The following is a 20,109-nucleotide window of genomic DNA, read 5'->3' as shown; positions in this document are numbered from 1 at the left end:
AATTCACATTTTTTGGATGATTCCCCTCGCGGGCTTATAATATCTTTAAAAAGTATTTTTAATCAAGAAATTAATATAATATTAACTTTTTAATGATCTTTCGCAAAAAAAAGATAGGGTATAATAAACATTGAAATGAATTCAAAAAATAAATAAATCAATAGGTTAATAAAAAATATGATCCTATAATATAAACTGTGAATAAATATAATGATTTTGCAAGATGAGCGGCATGAGCAACAAATTTCTCTGATTAAAATAGAAAAAGCCATAATTAACGAGCTGTTTTATAACTATACACTTTAAGTGTTGATTACCAGCGCGTATTTTCCAATACATTCGCTTGGTTGACCTTCCGTGTTCCGATAAACTCAACCGATAATCCTGTTACATGCGTTATTGCCTCACGTGTTTCATTGAATAATTGAAAAAATCTACTAGGGAATTGCGCACTTGGCTTTGATTGAATTTTTCCAGTAGTAAGAGCCCCCTTTTCTAACCACGTAATCGTATCCGTTCGTGCCCAACTTTCTAGCGCTTGACGCTCATCATCAAAAGCACTTCGTTCTGCCATCAAACCGCCCTTAGATTGGCTATTGAGAATATACATCACTTGGCTAAAATATTTATTCGACCATTTTTGCGGGTCTTTTGCGGGGCGAACAATCCCAAAAACTAGTTTTTAAGCTTATCTATAGCATCCGATGATTTTTCTCCGCTTGAAAAGGAAAAAAAGAATATGGCTCCAATAACTCATGCTTTCCTGTTAATGATATAAAGTTTTAGCTATGCCTAAAAAACGCCCGCCTTATCTTGTGCGTGAACAAATGCGCCATAGGAAAATCATATGGTATGTTCGTATTGGTCACAGACCACGATTTCGCATTGAAGGAACCTACGGCATGCGAGAGTTTATTGACAATTATACGCTTGCTATTAAACAAGCACAAAGCGGCTCATCAAAAAATACAAAACGACCACACTTATAGAAGAGTCTTTTGATTGGTTGTTGCATCAATATTTACAAAGCATGCAACGGCATAATCAATCAGAATCGACAAAAAAAGTTAAATATCGAATCCTCAATAATGTTTCTAAACATATTGGCGACTGCGCTTATAAAAGTATAGTAAAACAACATATCCTTGATGCCGTAGACAGAAGACGAGAGACCCCAGCCTCGGCTAAGCATTTTTTAACGGCTCTAAATGGTCTTTTTAATTGGGCGGTTGATAATGCTCTTTTAAAGAGAAATCCTGCTTTTAATGTTAAAGCATCAAAAGCTTTTAATACAGAGGGATTAACACCATGGTTAGAAGAAGATATTGAGAAATACTATCATCACTGGAAACTAGGGACACATGAACGTGTTTGGATTGATGTTCTTCTGTACACCGGCTTGCGTCGTGGTGATGCGGTACGCATTGGTTGGAAAGACGTGAAAGAATAAGCCAAGGTTTCATCAAAATCATTGATAAAATCAAAGAGACGTTTGAGTAGAATCAGAAACCAGAGGAAGAATAGGAGGCTGTATCTTTTGCATTGTCTGCCACAAATTATAGTTTGTTTGCATATCTAACCAAAATTTTGCCTTACTAAAACCGGCTAATTCTAATTTAACTGCAAGCTCGGTACTCATAGAGGCATGCCCATTAATAACTCTTGATAGAGAAGCTCTTGTTACATGGAGATGGTCAGCTAATTTTTGTATTGTTAGCCCCATTTCTTCCAAGAAAGCTACTTTTAGCACTTCACCTGGGTGTGCGGGGTTATGCATCATTTTTTTCATTCCTTTAATCAATGGTAATCTTGATAATCAACAAGCTCCACATCTGTTCCGATAAAGCGAAAGGTAACACGCCAATTACCGTTGACCCATATAGAGTAATAGCCTGCAAGTTCACCTTTAAGAGAGTGCATTTTAAAGGCAGGTGCGTTTAACATTTCAGGACATGTAGCACTTGTTAAAGCCGTTAGGATAACACGTAACTTTTTTGTATGAGCTGATTGAATAGCTTTTGTAGAGCCAGTCGTATAAAATAATTTTAAGCCTTTATGTTTAAAGCTCACAATTGCCATGACTACCCCTTTACGTATATCAAAGCTATACGGCAAATAACAATAAACGTCAAACACAATACTGAAAAATTTACATCTATAACAGAGAAAAATTATTGTGTTGGGAATAAGTGATCAAAAAGGTTCGGGATAGACAGGAAAATAAGTTAAAAGAACAAAGGATTCAAAATTCCCTAACTTCTCTATAACCTCTTGATTTCTCTTAACATTGGTGAGCGCGCAGGGATTCGAACCCTGGACCTACTGATTAAAAGTCAGTTGCTCTACCAACTGAGCTACGCGCTCCCACACAAGCCAAATCGCTTGCAGAAAGTGAATGGAACATACGGTCGACTTTTCATTTGGTCAACACCTTTTGAAAAAAAATATTATATTTTGTTTAGTTATTAATACTTTTCTGTCTTTCCCATTCATCATCATTGCAATGTATAACTTTTTTTCTGCTAAATTTGAATAAAAGAAAAATTTAAAAATAAAGAACGATTCATAGTATCTAAGATACGAAAAAGTGGATATTAAAACTATCAGCAACGCAGAAAATAGATTTATTGTAATCCATAGAGGGGTGGATTGCCGCCATAAATTATTATTACCTATTTTTAATTTTTTGTTTTCCAACTTCTAAATGCAAGCATGATTTTGGTGATGTTACAATGTCAATGTACTGGGTCAATGTACTGGGTCAATGTACTGGAGCCCCATTCTTATATAAAGATAAAGGAAATATGAAATAAAGTTTTAGCATAGCTAAAATGATAATTAAAAATGTCAGTCATGACGATAAAAAACTTATCATACACTCTTTTATTAGAGTTATAAATAGTCTTCTCAAAAATAGAAAAAGAAGAATGCTACATAAAATGATTCCCAAGATACAATTAAAAGTAACCATCATTACAAAATTGGAAAAGTACTGTTTACTTGAGCCCTTTACGATAGAATTTATAAAATATACAAATACTTTAAAAAAATGAATAATTCTTTTAAAGAGATAGAGAATTGATCTTAAAATAATTTATATCACTTAAGAGAGTAAAACAATATTTAAAAATTATTATATGTGTTAATATTCATTAAATAAAAATAATATAGTAAAAATATTTTAATATATTAAAATTTCGTATTATAATATATTTATATAAATATAAAAAACAAAATAAATTTTGTTTGATAAATATTTCCTAAAAATTGTATAATATTTATAGATTAATATATTAACTTCATTTTTTCTTATTTTTGATGTTTTTAACTGGAATATTGAATGTTAACATGTAAACAATATGAATTACTTTTGTTTATTCATAATCATATAAAAGAAACAGGTGTATCCCCCTCCTTCGAGGAAATGAAAATTGCATTAGAGATTTCTTCAAAGTCTGGTATTCATAAACTCATGGTAGCCTTAGAACAACGAGGTTTCATACGCCGTTTGCCAAATCGTGCCCGCGCAATAGAAGTGATTCGACTTCCTGAAAAAATAACATTTAATCTTTCTTTAGCGCGTAAAATTTCTCCTAGTATGATAGAAGAAAACAAAAGAAAAATATTTAAAAATTTCAGTGATAGTGATCATTCTAAGGGAGAAGAGAAAAAGAATATTACCATTCCTATTATGGGGCGTATTGCTGCAAGTGTGCCTATCTCAGCTATATTGCAACAAACAAATACGCTTTCTTTACCAAAGGAGATGTTTCATTCAGGTGAGCATTATGCTTTAGAAGTCAAGGATGATTCTATGATTGAAGCTGGTATTCTTAATAGAGATACTATAATTGTTAAACATCAAAATACAGCAACATCAGGTGAAATTGTTGTGGCGTTTATTGATAAAGAAGAAGCAACTTTAAAACGTTACCGTCGTAATGGAGCATCCATTGCATTAGAAGCTGCAAATGCTCATTACGAAACACGCATATATGGATCGGAACGTATACAGATACAAGGTAAACTTATCGGACTTATTCGCAAATATTAAAAAATAAAAATATTTGCTTAAATACACTCCATATATTATTCAATAAAAAATTGTTTGGTGTTTTTTTGTATTGTGCAAAAATCGATAATGAAATATTTTCTCTCTTAAGATTTTATAAAATAAATATCTTTGTAACAAATTGTATTGCACACATAGCAAAGATAAAGCACACTTTTTATTCTTAATGAAATAAAAATAATAAATAAAATTTAATCGTCATAACGTTGCAGGATATATTATGGCAGCACCTCGTATTAGTTTTGTTTCCCTTGGATGTCCCAAAGCACTGGTAGATTCTGAACGAATTATTACAAAACTTCGCTCTGAAGGTTATGAAATTTCACGTAAGCATCAAGGTGCGGATCTCGTTATTGTGAATACCTGTGGTTTTCTTGATTCTGCATGAAATGAATCATTAACTAATATTGATGAAGCACTCAAAGAAAATGGAAAAGTTATTGTAACAGGATGTCTTGGTGCTGATCCTGATGTTATTCGTCAAGCACATCCGAATGTATTAGCCATTACAGGACCACAAGACTATGAAAGTGTTATGCAAGCTGTTCATTCAGCAATTCTTCCAATTCATGATCCCTTTGTCGATTTAGTTCCTCCGCAAGGTATTCGCTTAACACCTCGCCATTATGCTTACTTAAAAATTTCTGAAGGATGTTCTAACCGCTGTAGCTTTTGTATTATCCCTACTCTGCGTGGTAATCTTACTTCACGCCCCATTGATGATGTTCTTAAAGAAGCTGAAAAACTTGTACAAGCTGGTGTAAAAGAGCTTTTGGTTATCTCACAAGATACCAGTGCTTATGGCATTGATATAAAATATCTAGAAAGTTGTTGGAAAGATCGCACAATCAAAACTAAATTTTTTGATCTTTGTCGCGAACTCGGGGATATGGGTATTTGGATACGTATGCATTATGTTTATCCTTATCCTCATGTTGACGAAGTTATTGAACTTATGGCAGCAAAAAAGATTCTCCCTTATTTAGATATCCCTTTTCAGCACGCTTCACCAACCGTTTTACGTAACATGAAACGTCCTGCTCTTATCGAAAAAATCAACCGTAGAATTGAAAAGTGGAGAACCATTTGTCCAGATCTCACCTTACGGTCAACTTTTATTGTAGGTTTTCCAGGTGAAACGAATGAAGATTTTAATATGCTTCTCGAATGGTTAGAAGAAGTAAAAATTGAACGTGCCGGTTGTTTTAAATACGAAGAGGTAAAAGGTGCTGCCGCAAATGATTTAGGATTAGAAAATATTGCTGAAGAAGTAAAAGAAAGCCGTTGGCATCGCTTTATGGCTAAACAACAACAAATTTCTACTCACCTTTTAAAGAAAAAAATTGGCAAGAGACTTCAAGTTCTCATCGATGAAAGTCAAGGAAAAATTGCCAAAGGTCGCAGTCAATATGATGCTCCAGAAATAGATGGTATTGTGCATATATCATCGCGACGCCCCTTACGTGTGGGTGAATTTGTTACCGTAAAAATTGAACAATCAGATGCTTATGATCTTTATGGTATGGCAGTTTAAAGATAGATTGAAACGCATTATGCGGAATAAGTAAGTTTTATAATAAGTGAGCAAAATCAAAAAAATTTTTATCAAGCAAATGGCTTGGACGAATATTTGTTAAGGCACGAATCATGGTATCTTTGCGCCCAGGCATTTTTCTTTCAATATCTCTTAGCATTTCTTTCATTGCATTGCGCTGTAAACCATCTTGACTACCACAAAGATTGCAAGGAATAATAGGAAAGCGCATTGCTTGAGAAAATTTTTCCATATCTTCCTCAGCAGCGTAAACAAGAGGGCGCAAAACAAAAAGATCACCTTCATCATTGATAAGCTTTCCAGGCATGGCTGCTAATCGGCCACCATGAAATAAATTCATAAAAAAAGTTTCTAAAACATCATCACGATGATGTCCCAAAACCAATGCAGAACATCCCTCTTCACGGGCGATACGGTATAAATGACCACGTCGTAATCGAGAACAAAGCGAACAATATGTTTGCGTATCTGTCAATTTATCTGTGACAATGGAATAAGTATCCTGATATTCAATACGGTATGGAATCTGATAAGAACTTAAAAAATCTGGAAGAATATGTTTTGGGAAGTTTGGTTGTCCTTGATCAAGGTTACAAACGAGAATTTCAATAGGCAAGAGTCCGCGCCATTTTAAATCAAGAAGAAGCGCTAATAAACCATAAGAATCCTTCCCGCCAGACAAAGCAATAAGCCACTTTTTTCCTGAAGAAAGCATAGAAAAATCATCCAACGCTTGCCGCATATGACGGAGAAGCCGTTTACGCAATTTATTAAACTCTACAGTTGAAGGAGCAGACCGAAATATTGGATGACAATCATCCGTTCCCTTTGTTAAAGAATCGTTTTTTTTTATATTTTCTTTTATTTCTTGATATTTGACTGAAATATTCTTCATAAGACCATAATTTTGCATAATAAAGAGCTTGTTCTATTAAATAATAGAAACAGCAACGGGTTTAACGCACCTTACACAAATGTTCCGTCTATTTACATAAAAAAGAAATGGGGCCATACAAACCATGCTGCCATAAAATATAACAGCAGATCTTGATATAGCACCATTCATAAAAAGTAGCTATTAGCTTCAAAAAATATAAAGCGATATAATATAGAGAGCATAATGCTCTCTATGAAGAGCTTAACGAGAATAGAATTCAACAACCAAATTGGGTTCCATTTGCACAGCATAAGGAACATCTGAAAAAGCAGGAACACGTGTAAATGTTGCTTTCATCTGATTATGATCTGCTTCAATATATTCGGGCACATCACGTTCAGCTAACTGAATAGATTCCAAAACCAAAACAAGTTGCTTCGATTTTTCGCGAACCTCAATAACATCACCTGGTTTACAGCGATATGATTGAATATTTGTGCGTCGTCCATTTACATTAACATGACCATGATTGATAAACTGACGAGAAGCAAAAATCGTAGGTACAAATTTTGCACGGTAGACGACAGCATCCAAACGCGACTCTAAAAGTCCGATAAGATTTTCACCAGTATCACCACGACGACGCGCAGCTTCTTCATAAGTTTTACGGAATTGCTTTTCTGAGATATCACCGTAAAAACCTTTTAATTTCTGCTTAGCACGCAATTGCACACCATAGTCGGAAAGTTTTCCTTTACGACGTTGCCCATGTTGGCCTGGACCATAATCACGACGATTTACAGGAGATTTCGGACGCCCCCAAATGTTTTCTCCCATCCGGCGGTCAATTTTATATTTTGTTGTTTCGCGTTTACTCATCGCATTTCCTTTTAAAATAGAATACAAGATCTCGTAGTAAGATCTTAAGGAAACGCGCCCTCCTCTGCCTTTAAATAAAAAGACTGACAGGACATCTTAACATATAACATGCAAAGCTATCCACGGGACACGTTAATTAGCACCATTTTCCCGAAAGAAAAAGCTAACAGGACTTGTATTGATATCATCCCACAGAGTCAACTCCTTTCGTAATATTTAAGTTAAATCCTTTTAATAAAAGCTCTGTTGAAGAAGTTATGTTTTGCGATGTAAATAACGCAAAATCTTTATGCTTCTTTATACTTTTAGGATATACTTTTTCCGGTAATAATGATCTTGTATGTTTGGCTATAGCTTTTGCTGGATCAATCCATTCAACGGGCCATAAAGCTTGTTCATGAAAAAAATCAATTAAAAAAGGGTAATGTGTACACGCTAAAACAATAATATCCGTATATTTACCATTTTTTTCAACAAAGCAGGGAAGAATCTCGTGACGTAATTCTTCCAAGTCAATAGGTTTTTTACGTAAATAATCTTCAGCAAATCCAGCAAGTTTTTCACTTCCAACAAGTTTAACATCACATTGGATTGCGAAAGTATTGATTAATTCATACGTATAAGCACGTTTCACTGTTCCAGGAGTCGCTAATACAGAAATAAACCCAGATTTTGTTTTTTCAGCGGCTAACTTAATTGCAGGAACTGTTCCTACAAAAAGGGTATGGGGAAATTTTTTTCGTAAATCTGCCATCATCAGTGTAGAAACAGTATTACAAGCGATTACACATAAGGAAGGCTTATAAAGTGTTAAAAGATTTGTAAAAACCTTTAAAATACGTTTTTTTAGGAGATCTTCTTCCCAATTTCCATAAGGAAAGCCCATATCGTCAGCAACATAAATCAGCTGCCTTTCAGGAATAAGAAGACGCACTTCCCTCAGCACTGTTAAACCGCCAATGCCGCTATCAAAAAAAAGAATAGGCCGATCATCCATCAATTTTTACACTTGTTTTTAATTTTTTACGTTCACGATTTATAGGCGCACCACTTCCTCGCGGAAATTTAGGTGAAAAATGATCCAATGAAGATACAACTCCTCGTAGCAAGCGAACCTCGGATTCGCTAAAATTAGCGCGCGTAAAAACAGAGCGCAAATTTGCGAGCATTGTCTCTTTACGTTCTTGAGGCCTAAAATATCCACGGATATCTAAAGCATCTTCTAGCTGAGATAAAAAACCATGAAAGGTTGCTTTAGTTGCAGGCTCCATCTCTGCTGCACGAAAAGCCGTATCACGCATATCATCTAAACCTGCTTTCATCCATTCATAAGACATAAGCAAAACCGCTTGTGCAATATTAAGAGATGCAAAAGCAGGATTAACTGGAAAGGTAATAATTTCATCAACAAGACTTATTTCAGCATTTTCCAGTCCCCATCTTTCTCTTCCAAATAAAATACCTGTTCTCTGTCCAATGTTTTCACGTTGACGTAGTATACTCGCTGCTTCAACAGCACTTTTTACAGTTTTAAAACCACATCTTTCCCGTGCTGTCGTAGCAAAAACATAATGCAAATCTGCAATTGCATCACGCAATGTATCAAAAATGACCGTGTCATTAATGACATGATCTGCTTTACTTGCAGCAGCTATGGCTTTTTCATTTGGAAATGCTTCCCGAGGATTGACCAATCGAAGCTTAGAGAGCCCAAAATTTGCCATCGCCCTTGCCACCATACCAATATTTTCAGGCAGTTGCGGTTCGAGTAAAATAATAATTGGACCATTTGTTAAATTTTTACGTTTCTTATTGGTTCCAGCCATCAAGTTTTCCTAATTTCACACATTACATTCCTATAGTTGTTTTTTGAATATAACCTTCCTAAGAAAATATCCCCCCAATAATCTTTTTAATAACAAATTAAAATCAATATTGTCTTTTTATTTAGAGTCTATTGTGAAGTAATAACTTAAAAATTAATAATGACTTATAAAAACAAATAAAGTTTTATTCTTAATGACTTAGAGTCGTTTTCTGAATTGTCTTAACATTTTTTGTGCATTAAAAATGCCTTGTTGAAATGTGCTATAAAATTTATAGATAACAAACTGAGTTGAATTATGAAATCATAAATTCTAAGATAAGGAGTATGCTCTTTAATTCTAAACTTTTTCCTGCAAAACTTATTCGCCGTTATAAACGTTTCCTTGCTGATGTTAAGCGAGAGGATTGGCATATTTTTACTGTAGTTGTTCCTAATACAGGATCGATGCTTGGTTTGACAACTCCAAACTCCAATATTTGGCTTTCATATAACAACAATCCCAAGCGAAAATACGCATACCAATTAGAAATTGTTGAAGCAAATAATACTTTAGTTGGTATTAACACGACTTTACCTAATAAACTCGCATTAGAAGCAATTCAAAATGGTTTATTACCGGAATTAAACGGATACAAAACAATTTTGAAGGAACAATGCTATGGTACAAAATCACGGGTTGACTTTCTTCTGCGTGATGGAACTCTCCCTGACTGTTATCTAGAAATTAAAAATGTTCACTTTATTCGCCAAAAAGGATTAGCAGAGTTTCCCGATACCATAACAAAACGCGGCACACGTCATCTTGAAGAACTCATAAAAGTCGTGCAACAAGGAAAACGAGCCGCTATGCTTTATGTAATTCAACGGGAAGATTGCTCGGCTTTTAAAATTTGCCATGACCTTGATTCAGCTTATGGACGCAAATTTGATTTAGCTTTAGAATCAGGGGTAGAATTTTATGCTGTAAAATGTCACGTAAGTACAGAAGGTATCTTTCCGATTCATCAAGTGGAAATAGAAAACAGAAAAAATAATGACTGATTATATTGAATATAATAAAATACCCTTAAAATTTAATGGACAAATTCGCCTTTTTGATGAGCATGCTTTTTCTAAAATGCGCGAAGTTGGTCGTGTTGCTGCAGAATGCCTTGATGCACTTGTGGATATTATTAAGCCTGGTGTCACAACACAAGAAATTGATGACTTTGTATTTATTTTTGGAGCTGAAAGAGGAGCTCTTCCTGCTGACTTGAATTATCATGGGTACGGACATTCATGCTGTACCTCAATCAATCACGTTGTTTGTCATGGTATCCCTAATAAAAGACCCTTACAAGAAGGCGATATTGTTAATGTTGATGTGACCTTTATTCTCGATGGCTGGCATGGAGATTCAAGCCGCATGTACCCCGTTGGAAAAATCAGACGCGCTGCAGAACGTCTGCTAGAAATAACGCATGAAAGCCTGATGAGAGCGATTGCCGTAGTCAAGCCTGGAGCAACTACAGGTGATATTGGTGCTGCCATACAACACTATGCAGAATCTGAACGGTGCTCAGTTGTGAGAGATTTTTGCGGACATGGAATCGGGCAGCTTTTTCATGATGCGCCCAATATTCTCCATTATGGAAATTCTAGAGAGGGAATAGAACTCAAACAGGGTATGATGTTTACAATTGAACCAATGATCAACCTTGGAAAACCACAAGTTAAAATTTTATCTGATGGATGGACTGCTGTTACACGTGATAAATCTCTTACTGCACAGTATGAACATACAATTGGTGTAACAAGTGAAGGATGTGAAATTTTTACGCAATCTCCTAAAAATATTTTTTACATCCCAAGTTCAAGTGCCTAAATAAATGTAGAAATATCATGGCTAAAAAAACAAATAAAAAGGAAGACGTTCAAAGTAATCATTTTGCATTAACATCAAGTTCTCCGCTTAACTCAACACCAGAAACAAAAAGTGAAAAAAATCAAAATAATTTACAAATACATAAACATTACCAAGGGCATCGTGAACGTCTTCGTAAACGCTATTTAAAATCAAAAGGACATGCAATTGAAGACTACGAGTACCTTGAACTCTTACTTTTTCGCACAATTCCCCGCGCCAATACAAAACCAATAGCCAAGAACTTGATAGCACGATTTGGCTCACTGGCGGATGTCTTGGGTGCTGATATTCATCGCCTTCAAGAGGTTCAAGGATGTGGCCCAGCAACTGCGATTGATTTAAAGATTATTTCAGATGTTGCTGGACGTCTTGCACGCGCAGAATTGTTTAAACGTGATATTTTTTCCTCTTGGGATAAAGTATTAGCTTATTGTAAAGCTGTGATGGCGCACGAAACACGTGAACAATTTCGTGTCTTATTTCTTGATAAAAAAAATGGTTTACTTGCTGATGAAGTACAGCAAACTGGAACCATTGATCATACCCCTGTTTACCCACGTGAAGTCATTTCTCGCGCTTTAGAGTTATCTGCCTCAAGTCTTATTTTAGTGCATAATCACCCTTCTGGTGATGCTAAACCGTCTCAAGCGGATATTACTATGACATATAGATTAAAAGACGCAGCAAATGCCTTAGGCATTATTATTCATGACCATTTAATCATCGCACGAAACGAGTATACAAGTTTCAAAGCATTGAAACTCATATGAATCTTATTAAATAAGAAAAAATTTCATTTCATTTTTCAGAACGAATCAATTGCTTAAATCAACATCTAATATGGCCATCGAAAAATTGTATGATAGCTCATCCTCATCTTCATCTCGATAAATAATACCTAAAAATTCGTCACCAATATAAACTTCACAAGAATCACTCTTTTTAGGCCGTGCCTTCACTTGTAATGCTGAATTTTGGAATATGTTTTTAAAGTAACTATCAAGTTTTTTTATTTCATCAGCATTCACAATGCTCTCCTGTCTTTTAGACTCTTAAACGAACGCTTTTATAGCGGATAAAGCACTTCTAAAATTCTGTAAAGATAGTAAAAACTCTTCGTTTCATTCTTCTATATTACCCATACTCAAAACAGCACTATCTTAACACATTCAATGAAGAACCTTTACTAAAAGGTCGTCCACTATCAAATATATTCGTATCGCTTTAAAAGTAAAAAAACGGTTAGAAAATCTTAAATTTTTAATAAATTCTCTTTTATCCCCAATTTTGATATTTGCACTTATTCTGATAATAATATTAATTGATTATTCAAAAATAAAGTTCTGTAAAATAAAGAATTCCTTGGTATTTTCTAACTGCTTCGTTTATCAAAAAATACTGTTGCGTCACTAAAAACAATTCTCTGTAATCTTTTGCAGAGGATACTTTTTTAAGCTCTTAAAAAGGATTTGCATTTAAAAAAAACATTTAAGGATAAGATAATGCGGGTTGTTACTCCTCCTCCCATTCTTTTATAAAAATTCGCATTATAATAACCGAATTTTTGAATGAAATTTACAGCTTTTGTTCGATATAAGAATATTGAGTATTTTTACGAGCTTTAAAATCTAGGAATCACTTTATGTGATAGGATAACGGGAAAGAAAATTAATAACCCCTTCTTTATAAACCTTATCCCCCACAGCAAGCATATGGTCTCGATCAGGAATTACTAATGCTTCACCATTGGGGAATAAAGCTGCTAACGGCTCTGCTTCACCTCCAATTTCATCTAATGAACCAACGGCAACAAGTGCAGGCTGTTTTATTTTATAAATCTCAGATGCTGTTAACTCCTGCTTTGAGGTGATAATACAAGCAGCAAGAGCACGTCTATCACTTTTAGTGTGGTCTGCAAATTTACGAAACATCAAAGCACGTGGATTAGTAATCGTGGAAAGATCTTCTGCTAAAAGAGCCTCAGCGACAGGTTGCCAGTTTCCTGCTCCTGTCACCATACCAATCCCTAAACCACCAAAAATAACACTGTGCACATATGTTGGATACAAAAGAGCCATAAATGCGCTAATTCGAGCTCCCATAGAATATCCCATAATATGGGCTTTCGGTATCTCTAAATGCTGCAATAATTTCATGGCATCGCCTGCCATAGCTTGAGGTGTATAAAAGCAAGGATCGTAACTTTTAACCGAATCTCCATGCCCGCGATTATCAAGAGCAATCACACGATATCCGGCTTCCGTAAGAGTACGAAACCAACCTGTTGCATACCAATTCACACGTGCGGAGGATGCAAAGCCATGAATCAATAAAATGGGCGCTCCCGTTCCCTCTTCTCGATAAGCAAATCGCAAACCATCATATTCGAAAAAACAAATATCCTCCGCTATCATTTTGTATGATCCTCACACTTTCCACAAATAGCAGGATGGAAAACACGCTGTCCCTTCTCTATTTGTTTTTCAGAAACTTCACCAGCATTAACCTCAATTGCAAAAGCAGCAGGAACTTTTGATGAAATAACATTTGTTGAAAATGGGGTCGTTTTTTCAACAATCGACACAATAACCCCCTCAGCATTTAAGAAAATCATATCTAGAGGCAAAGGTGTATTTGCCATCCACAGAGAAAATTCTTGTTTATCCTCTAACGGATTATTTCCCTGCTGTTTAAAAAGCATTGCGCGATCACGTGGAAAATCAGTACGATACATTAAACCAGCCATTCCCTGAGACCGCGTAAAAGCAATCTCTACTTCGTAAGAGACCATCCCTTGCTTTGTTTGTATTTTTAAAGGAACTGGATGAACAGGGATTTCTATTGGTTTTTGTGCTACAGTCATACCCACTCCTAATGTGAAAAATAGCAATAATGTAATGATAATTCTTCTTCTAAAAAGCTTTAACATTTTTATCTCCGCAGCAAACAATTCGCTCACTTTGTTTTACAAAATAAAAATACAAAGATTGATCTTCTTATCACACTCAATGCAATATCTAAATCTGTCTAAATTTGATTTATAACCTCATAGATACAGATTTTTTTGCTCATCTCATTTTATTATGGCTTACGGACACCAGTCTCTTCTTAAAGTAGAAAAAGAGAGAAATATTGCTTCAGTAACGGAGTTTAATGCGTCGCAAATGGAGCCCCTATATCTGGGTAGATTTCTGCCGTCATCAAGCCTTTTTCTCCCTTACCAAAGCGCACAAGAACAACTTGACCAGAGCGGAGCTCTGCTAAACCAAAACGACGCAAAGTCTCCATATGAATAAAGATATCTTCTGTTCCTTGCCCACGGCTAAGAAAACCGAACCCTTTATCACGATTAAACCATTTGACAATGGCACGCTCCAAACCACTTTCTGGAGTCACAACAACATGTGTACGTGCAGGAATTTCTGACGGATGAACCGCTGAAGAACAATCTATAGATTTCACCTGAACACACTTCAACCCTCGCTCAGTTTTTTCCACCGCACAGATAACTTTAGCACCTTCTAAAGCTGTTTGAAAACCATCCCTCCGCATGACCGTAACATGTAATAATATATCGGGAAAATTAGGCAGATCAGGCACAATAAATCCATAGCCCTTACTACCATCAAACCACTTAATGACACCACTAATTTCAATAATTTCACCACAAGAACCTATGCTATCCTCAGATAGGGAACAATCTTTTAATGTATCTTTCCTCGTCATAATAAAACGTGATCCTGTAGCTCTAAGTTACGATATTGATTCTCTACTTTAAGTAAACATTGCTCTTGCACCAATACGCAAGTCCCAAGAATAAGATTTCCCCATATTGTCGTCCCTCTTGATGCTTATCTAAAACGAATATTTGCAAAAGTATTTGATCGTAGGTTTCGTACATTTTACAATAAGCAACCTAGAAAAAAATAATACAAAATATTTTTACACAGTAATATTTTTATGATGTGTAACTTGCATGATGAAAAAGTTCAAGCTAAGGTGCAAAAACCGCAACCAAACGCAAGTTACACATCATATTCAAGGAAAATGCGCAATGCAATTGAAGAAAATCCTCACGAGCCTCGCAGCCATCATGGCGTTTGTAACGAATGTCTATGCAAATGACCCCATCAAAATTGGTGTTTACCTCCCATTGAGTGGTCAAAATGCATTTGGGGGACAATTGGAAATCAGGGGTATAGAATTAGCACATAAGCAAGTTCCAGAGATATTGGGACGTAAAGTAGAGCTTATTGTTATTGATAATAAATCTGATAAAGTAGAGGCTGCTAATGCTGTTATGCGTTTAACTGCCAGTGAAAAAGTTAGTGGAATCATTGGGACTTATGGCTCTTCACTTTCATTGGCTGGTGGAGAAATATCCGAAAAAGCAAAGACTCCAACCATTGCAACCTCTTCAACAAATCCGCTTGTTACACAAGGTAAAAAATATTACTTTCGCGCTTGTTTCATTGATTCCTACCAAGGCATCGGAATTGCAACTTATGTACGTCAAACTTTACATGCAAAAAAAGCGGCTATTCTCAAAGATATCTCAAGCGATTATGCAATTGGGCTTGCCAGTTATTTTACGCGTGCTTTCAAAAAACTAGGTGGTGAGGTTATCTCAAATTTAAACTATAATTCTGGAGATCAAGATTTTTCAGCTGTTCTTACGCAGATTATAGCGCAAAACCCTGATATCTTATTTATTCCATCTTACTTTTCTGAAGGTGCGATTATTATGAAGCAAGCGCGCGAACTAGGTGCAAAGTTCAAAATTATGGGTGGGGATGCTATGGATAATCCAGAAACCATCATGATTGCAGGAGAAGCTGCAGAAGGTTTCTTACATACGACGCTTCCCTATAGTGAAGACATGCCGAATATGTCAACAGCTGCGCAAGAATTTACAAATAAATGGAAAGAAGCTTATCCTGATAAAGAACCAAATATCAATTCTGTTTTAGGATACACCAGTTATATGATGTTTATGAAAGCTATTGAAAACGCTGGTAGTGCTGATCGTGAAAAAATTACTCTAGAACTTAGCAAATTAAAAGATTTTCCAACACCTTTTGGTGATATGTCTATGGATGAAAATCATAATCCTAAGATTCCTATTGGTATAATTGAAATAAAGGGTGGAAAACGTGTCTATTTAGATGAAGTCAAACCTGCTTTTTAAAAAGTCAGCAATTTTTTTAGTCAAAATTAGAGAAATAGTTGAGGATTTTTCCTCAACTAAAATTTGATGGTTTCTTGTTTGATATCCTGTAATGAATTAACAAATGTGGAAGGATGAGAGATGAGCACTGAAATGTTCATCCAGTATTTTTTTAATGCACTGGCATTGGGATCTCTTTATGGGCTTATCGCTATTGGTTACACCATGGTGTACGGTATATTGAGACTCATTAATTTTGCTCACGGTGATATTTTTATGCTAGGAGCATATTTCGTTTTCTTTTCCACAATTAGCTTTATGCCTGCTTGGGCTGCGATTCTTCTTTTGCTGCTAGCCGTCCTTATTTATTATGCGGTGTTTATAGGTTTCAAAAAGCGCCCTTCAACTGTTTGGAGTGGTGTTTTTTTAATCCTTGTTTTAGGATTTCTTTATTATTTTAAAATTGCACCTCAAGACTTTACACCAATTTGGATATTGGCTCTGTGTTTTTCCATTTTTATCACAAGTGCCGTTGGTGTTACTGTTGATCAATTCGCTTATCGACCTCTGCGTCATGCTCCTCGTATCTCAGCGCTTATCGGTGCAATAGGCGTTTCCTTTTTTATTGAGAATCTTGCTACTGTACTCTTTAGTGGTGTCCTTAAAGGTGTAAAACAGCCAGATTTTCTTGTAACGCCATTTCTATGGCATTTAGAATCAGGAGCAGGTGGAATTATTAGAATTGCTCCAATGTCTCTGATTGTTCCCACCGTTTCGTTTATTCTCATTATTTCTCTGTTATGGATTATCCATAAAACAAAACCTGGACTTGCTATGCGTGCAATCTCGCATGATATTGAAACAACGCGTTTGATGGGGGTTTCTGTCAATAAAGTTATTGCATTTACCTTTGGCATAGGTTCAGCACTTGCTGCTATCGCGGGGATTATGTGGTCGTTACGCTATCCTCAAATCCATCCTTATATGGGTGTTCTTCCCGGACTTAAAGCCTTTATCGCTGCCGTTATTGGAGGTATTGGCTCTATTCCAGGGGCGATGTTAGGAGGATTATTACTCGGATTTATTGAAATTATGATTATTGCATTTTTTCCCGCACTATCTGGATATCGAGATGCTTTCGCTTTTGTTTTATTGATTCTGATTTTATTGATAATGCCTACGGGATTAATGGGCAAAAAAAGTCAGGAGAAAATCTAATGGTAAAATCAGTTGCAAACTGTCTATCCTGTATCAGTATTTTGATTCTTATTGGTTTTTTATTTTATGCTGATAACCATTTTAATGATTATACACTGCGTATCATCAATCTTATTGCTATTAATGCGATATTGGCAATTTCGCTTAACTTGATTTACGGTTTTACCGGTATGTTTTCTCTAGGACACGCTGGTTTCATGGCCATTGGTGCTTATGTATGTGCGATTTTGCTTCTTTCCCCTGAACAAAAAGAAATGATGTGGATTCTTGACCCTATCGCTGAACCATTACATCATTTACAGTTCCCTTTTTTTATTGCCGTTGTTGTCAGTGGTCTGTCTGCTGCAGTTGTCGGTTTATTAATTGCTCTTCCTGTCTTACGTCTCGGTGGTGATTATCTTGGAATTGCAACATTGGGGTTTGCAGAGATTATTCGTATTGTTATTACCAATGCCTCATCGATAACAAATGGCTCTTTAGGAATTAAAGGAATCCCCCAAAATGCGACATTATGGTGGAACTATGGTTGGTTAGCCTTTACAGTTCTCTTTATTATTCTCTTACTACGAAGCAATACTGGTAATGTACTACGCGCCATTCGTGATGATGAAATCGCTGCAAAAACAATGGGAGTTAACGCTTTTTTCTACCGGAGCTTTTCCTTTACTGTTGGTGCATTTTTTGCAGGTATAGGAGGAGCATTGATGGCTGCTCTTATTTCAACGATTGATCCCAAAATGTTTAATTTCCTACTCACATTTAATATTTTAATGATTGTTGTTGCCGGTGGACTTGGTTCAATTACAGGAAGCATTATTGGCAGCATTATTATTACCGTCATGCTTGAATGGCTTCGTATTATTGAAAGTCCTTTTGATTTAGGTTTTATACATATTCCAGAGACACCTGGGTTGCGTATGGTTGTTTTTTCTCTTTTATTGCTCGTCATTATTTTATTTTGGAGAAAAGGGTTGTTGGGACAACATGAATTCTCATGGAATGGAATTTATAGCTTTTTAACACGTAAAAAACTCTCTAATACTGAGGGAAAATTATGAACGACACCATTCTTTCTCTTGATAATATCGTCATGCGTTTTGGCGGCTTAGTTGCTGTCAATAATATTAATATGGCAATCAAACGAGGAACAATTACTGGATTAATTGGTCCAAATGGAGCAGGAAAAACAACTGTTTTTAATATGATTTCTGGGTTTTATGCTCCCACGAGTGGAACGATTCTTTTTGATGGTAAAAAAGTTTCTGGAGCTCCCCCTTATATTATCTGCAAGCGTCATATTGCACGAACATTTCAAAATATTCGCCTTTTTTCAGGATTGACGGTTTTGCAAAATGTTATGGTAGGAGCGCATGTTCGTCAAAAATATCCATGGTTTTCTTCAGCGCTGTTTTTTCCAAAAGCAATGAAAGAAAAAAAGAAGTCCATAAAAATTCAATGGAACTTCTTGAGCGACTACAGCTTGATCATCTTGCCAATCAATCAGCAATGACCCTGCCCTATGGTGTACAAAGACGTCTAGAAATTGCACGCGCGTTGGCAACAAAGCCAAAATTGCTACTTCTTGATGAACCTGCTGCTGGTATGAATCCACAGGAAAGCGAGGATCTTAGAAAATTTATAGCAAAAGTGCAGAAAGACTTTGATCTTACGATTCTCCTTATAGAACATGATATGAAAGTTGTTATGGGACTTTGCCAATATATTTTGGTAATGGAATATGGCTGTTGTATTGCCAATGGCACACCAGATGAAGTTCGTAACAACCCTAAAGTTATTGAAGCTTATCTTGGCGGAGACGTTTATGGACATTCTTAAAATCAAAAACCTTCATGTTCATTATGGGGCCATTAAAGCTATCCAGAACCTTTCTATGACTATAAAAAAGGGAACTATAGTAACTTTAATCGGCGCCAATGGAGCTGGAAAAAGTAGCATTGTACGCTCTATTACAGGGCTTAATCGATCTGTTTATGGAGAGATTACCTATAAAGGCGAATCAATTATTAAAAAATCACCAGAAAAAATTTTACGTTTAGGAATTGCTCTAAGTCCTGAAGGGCGGCGCATCATGCCCCATCTCACTGTTTTAGAAAACCTACACCTAGGCGCTTATATTCGCCATGATAAGATAGGGATTGCTCGTGATATTGAATGGGTCTTTGATCTCTTTCCGCGTCTACGTGAAAGAGCAAAACAATTAGGAGGTACAATGTCTGGTGGGGAACAACAAATGCTTGCTGTAGGGCGTGCTCTCATGAGTAATCCTGATATGGTAATCTTAGATGAGCCCTCCCTAGGTTTAGCACCCCTCCTTGTAAAAGAACTTTTTTCGATTATCCAAAAAATTAATGATATGGGGAAAACCATTCTTCTTATTGAACAAAACGCATTTGCTGCACTGTCTATTGCTGACTATGCTTATATTCTAGAGGTCGGACATGTTCTATTTCATGGTGAAGGTAAAACTATGCTTTTCGATCCACGTGTTAAAGAAGCATATCTTGGTGGATGAAAACTGTACAGCCTTTAAAAATTAAGAGCATCCTTTTTCAAAAATCTTCTTGATTAAAGAAAAGAATGCTCGTT

General features: G+C 35.8%; 18 protein-coding genes, 1 tRNA gene and 4 pseudogenes. 11 read left to right on the top strand and 12 right to left on the bottom strand.

Going from position 1 to position 20,109, the window contains the following annotated elements:
* Nucleotides 1-319: 319 nt before the first annotated feature.
* Nucleotides 320-696: pseudogene (locus LNM86_RS06910) on the bottom strand (portal protein); the annotation flags it as partial.
* Nucleotides 697-788: 92 nt separating this feature from the next.
* Here LNM86_RS06910 and LNM86_RS12860 point away from each other — a divergent pair.
* A pseudogene (locus LNM86_RS12860) lies at nt 789-1,447 on the top strand (phage integrase central domain-containing protein); the annotation flags it as partial.
* 33 nt (nt 1,448-1,480) lie between these two features.
* On the opposite strand, the gene LNM86_RS06895 reads toward LNM86_RS12860, so the two are convergent.
* The 3 genes from LNM86_RS06895 to LNM86_RS06885 all read right to left on the bottom strand — a co-directional run bounded on the left by LNM86_RS06895 (nt 1,481) and on the right by LNM86_RS06885 (nt 2,364).
* Nucleotides 1,481-1,780, bottom strand: coding sequence for a HigA family addiction module antitoxin (locus LNM86_RS06895; RefSeq protein WP_241438945.1), 300 nt, complete (start codon nt 1,778-1,780; stop codon nt 1,481-1,483).
* Between the two features lie 17 nt (nt 1,781-1,797).
* Complete coding sequence (locus LNM86_RS06890; RefSeq protein WP_241437072.1) at nt 1,798-2,079, bottom strand: type II toxin-antitoxin system RelE/ParE family toxin; 282 nt, start codon at nt 2,077-2,079, stop codon at nt 1,798-1,800.
* Between the two features lie 209 nt (nt 2,080-2,288).
* Nucleotides 2,289-2,364 (bottom strand) — tRNA-Lys (locus LNM86_RS06885).
* A 976-nt stretch (nt 2,365-3,340) separates the two neighbouring features.
* Here LNM86_RS06885 and lexA point away from each other — a divergent pair.
* Together lexA and rimO are read left to right on the top strand one after the other, a co-directional pair.
* Nucleotides 3,341-4,054 carry a transcriptional repressor LexA gene (gene lexA, locus LNM86_RS06880; RefSeq protein WP_241437071.1) on the top strand — a complete coding sequence of 238 codons (714 nt, stop codon included), beginning with the start codon at nt 3,341-3,343 and terminating at the stop codon, nt 4,052-4,054.
* A gap of 238 nt (nt 4,055-4,292) precedes the next feature.
* Nucleotides 4,293-5,606, top strand: a pseudogene (gene rimO, locus LNM86_RS06875) (30S ribosomal protein S12 methylthiotransferase RimO).
* Between the two features lie 37 nt (nt 5,607-5,643).
* Here rimO and ttcA read toward each other — a convergent pair.
* The 4 genes from ttcA to LNM86_RS06855 form a co-directional block, all read right to left on the bottom strand.
* Nucleotides 5,644-6,522, bottom strand: coding sequence for a tRNA 2-thiocytidine(32) synthetase TtcA (gene ttcA, locus LNM86_RS06870; protein ID WP_241437070.1), 879 nt, complete (start codon nt 6,520-6,522; stop codon nt 5,644-5,646).
* A gap of 243 nt (nt 6,523-6,765) precedes the next feature.
* Entirely contained in the window at nt 6,766-7,383 is a 618-nt protein-coding gene (gene rpsD, locus LNM86_RS06865; protein WP_241437069.1) for a 30S ribosomal protein S4, read from the bottom strand.
* A 184-nt stretch (nt 7,384-7,567) separates the two neighbouring features.
* Entirely contained in the window at nt 7,568-8,380 is an 813-nt protein-coding gene (gene murI / locus LNM86_RS06860) for a glutamate racemase (RefSeq protein ID WP_241438944.1), read from the bottom strand.
* A complete protein-coding gene (locus LNM86_RS06855; protein ID WP_241437068.1) occupies nt 8,373-9,209 on the bottom strand; it encodes an RNA methyltransferase in 837 nt (278 codons plus the stop codon). Before LNM86_RS06855 ends, murI begins: the two co-directional genes overlap by 8 nt.
* Before the next feature lie 326 nt (nt 9,210-9,535).
* On the opposite strand from LNM86_RS06855, the gene sfsA reads away from it, so the two are divergent.
* The 3 genes from sfsA to radC are packed head-to-tail and all read left to right on the top strand — an operon-like array spanning nt 9,536 to nt 11,887.
* Complete coding sequence (gene sfsA, locus LNM86_RS06850; protein ID WP_241437067.1) at nt 9,536-10,252, top strand: DNA/RNA nuclease SfsA; 717 nt, start codon at nt 9,536-9,538, stop codon at nt 10,250-10,252.
* The gene (gene map, locus LNM86_RS06845) at nt 10,245-11,075 is read left to right on the top strand and encodes a type I methionyl aminopeptidase (RefSeq protein ID WP_241437066.1); all 831 of its coding nucleotides are present in this window, start codon (nt 10,245-10,247) and stop codon (nt 11,073-11,075) included. The genes sfsA and map overlap by 8 nt, the downstream gene beginning before the upstream one ends.
* 17 nt (nt 11,076-11,092) lie before the next feature.
* On the top strand, nt 11,093-11,887 hold the full coding sequence (gene radC, locus LNM86_RS06840; protein WP_241437065.1) for a RadC family protein: 795 nt from the start codon (nt 11,093-11,095) through the stop codon (nt 11,885-11,887).
* A 45-nt stretch (nt 11,888-11,932) separates the two neighbouring features.
* On the opposite strand, the gene LNM86_RS06835 is transcribed toward radC, so the two are convergent.
* From LNM86_RS06835 to LNM86_RS06820, 4 genes are all read right to left on the bottom strand, one after another.
* Nucleotides 11,933-12,145, bottom strand: coding sequence for a DUF3126 family protein (locus LNM86_RS06835; protein WP_241437064.1), 213 nt, complete (start codon nt 12,143-12,145; stop codon nt 11,933-11,935).
* Nucleotides 12,146-12,757: 612 nt separating this feature from the next.
* Nucleotides 12,758-13,531 carry an alpha/beta fold hydrolase gene (locus LNM86_RS06830; protein WP_241437063.1) on the bottom strand — a complete coding sequence of 258 codons (774 nt, stop codon included), beginning with the start codon at nt 13,529-13,531 and terminating at the stop codon, nt 12,758-12,760.
* On the bottom strand, nt 13,528-14,046 hold the full coding sequence (locus LNM86_RS06825; protein WP_241437062.1) for a DUF192 domain-containing protein: 519 nt from the start codon (nt 14,044-14,046) through the stop codon (nt 13,528-13,530). The genes LNM86_RS06830 and LNM86_RS06825 overlap by 4 nt, the downstream gene beginning before the upstream one ends.
* Before the next feature lie 221 nt (nt 14,047-14,267).
* On the bottom strand, nt 14,268-14,843 hold the full coding sequence (locus LNM86_RS06820) for a cold-shock protein (RefSeq protein WP_241437061.1): 576 nt from the start codon (nt 14,841-14,843) through the stop codon (nt 14,268-14,270).
* Between the two features lie 328 nt (nt 14,844-15,171).
* Here LNM86_RS06820 and LNM86_RS06815 point away from each other — a divergent pair, with 328 nt between their 5' ends.
* From LNM86_RS06815 to LNM86_RS06795, 5 genes and pseudogenes are all read left to right on the top strand, one after another.
* The gene (locus LNM86_RS06815) at nt 15,172-16,305 is read left to right on the top strand and encodes an ABC transporter substrate-binding protein (RefSeq protein WP_241437060.1); all 1,134 of its coding nucleotides are present in this window, start codon (nt 15,172-15,174) and stop codon (nt 16,303-16,305) included.
* Nucleotides 16,306-16,425: 120 nt separating this feature from the next.
* Complete coding sequence (locus LNM86_RS06810; protein WP_241437059.1) at nt 16,426-17,502, top strand: branched-chain amino acid ABC transporter permease; 1,077 nt, start codon at nt 16,426-16,428, stop codon at nt 17,500-17,502.
* Nucleotides 17,502-18,560: a branched-chain amino acid ABC transporter permease gene (locus LNM86_RS06805; protein ID WP_241437058.1), complete on the top strand. Its 1,059-nt coding sequence runs from the start codon at nt 17,502-17,504 to the stop codon at nt 18,558-18,560. Before LNM86_RS06810 ends, LNM86_RS06805 begins: the two co-directional genes overlap by 1 nt.
* Nucleotides 18,557-19,338 (top strand): annotated as a pseudogene (locus LNM86_RS06800) (ABC transporter ATP-binding protein). Before LNM86_RS06805 ends, LNM86_RS06800 begins: the two are co-directional and overlap by 4 nt.
* On the top strand, nt 19,325-20,035 hold the full coding sequence (locus LNM86_RS06795) for an ABC transporter ATP-binding protein (RefSeq protein ID WP_241437057.1): 711 nt from the start codon (nt 19,325-19,327) through the stop codon (nt 20,033-20,035). The pseudogene LNM86_RS06800 and the gene LNM86_RS06795 overlap by 14 nt, the downstream one beginning before the upstream one ends.
* Nucleotides 20,036-20,109: the final 74 nt, after the last annotated feature.

It is taken from the genome of Bartonella machadoae (genome assembly GCF_022559585.1).
In the GTDB taxonomy this organism is placed as follows: domain Bacteria; phylum Pseudomonadota; class Alphaproteobacteria; order Rhizobiales; family Rhizobiaceae; genus Bartonella; species Bartonella machadoae.
This window is presented reverse-complemented; position numbering and strand designations above follow the sequence as displayed.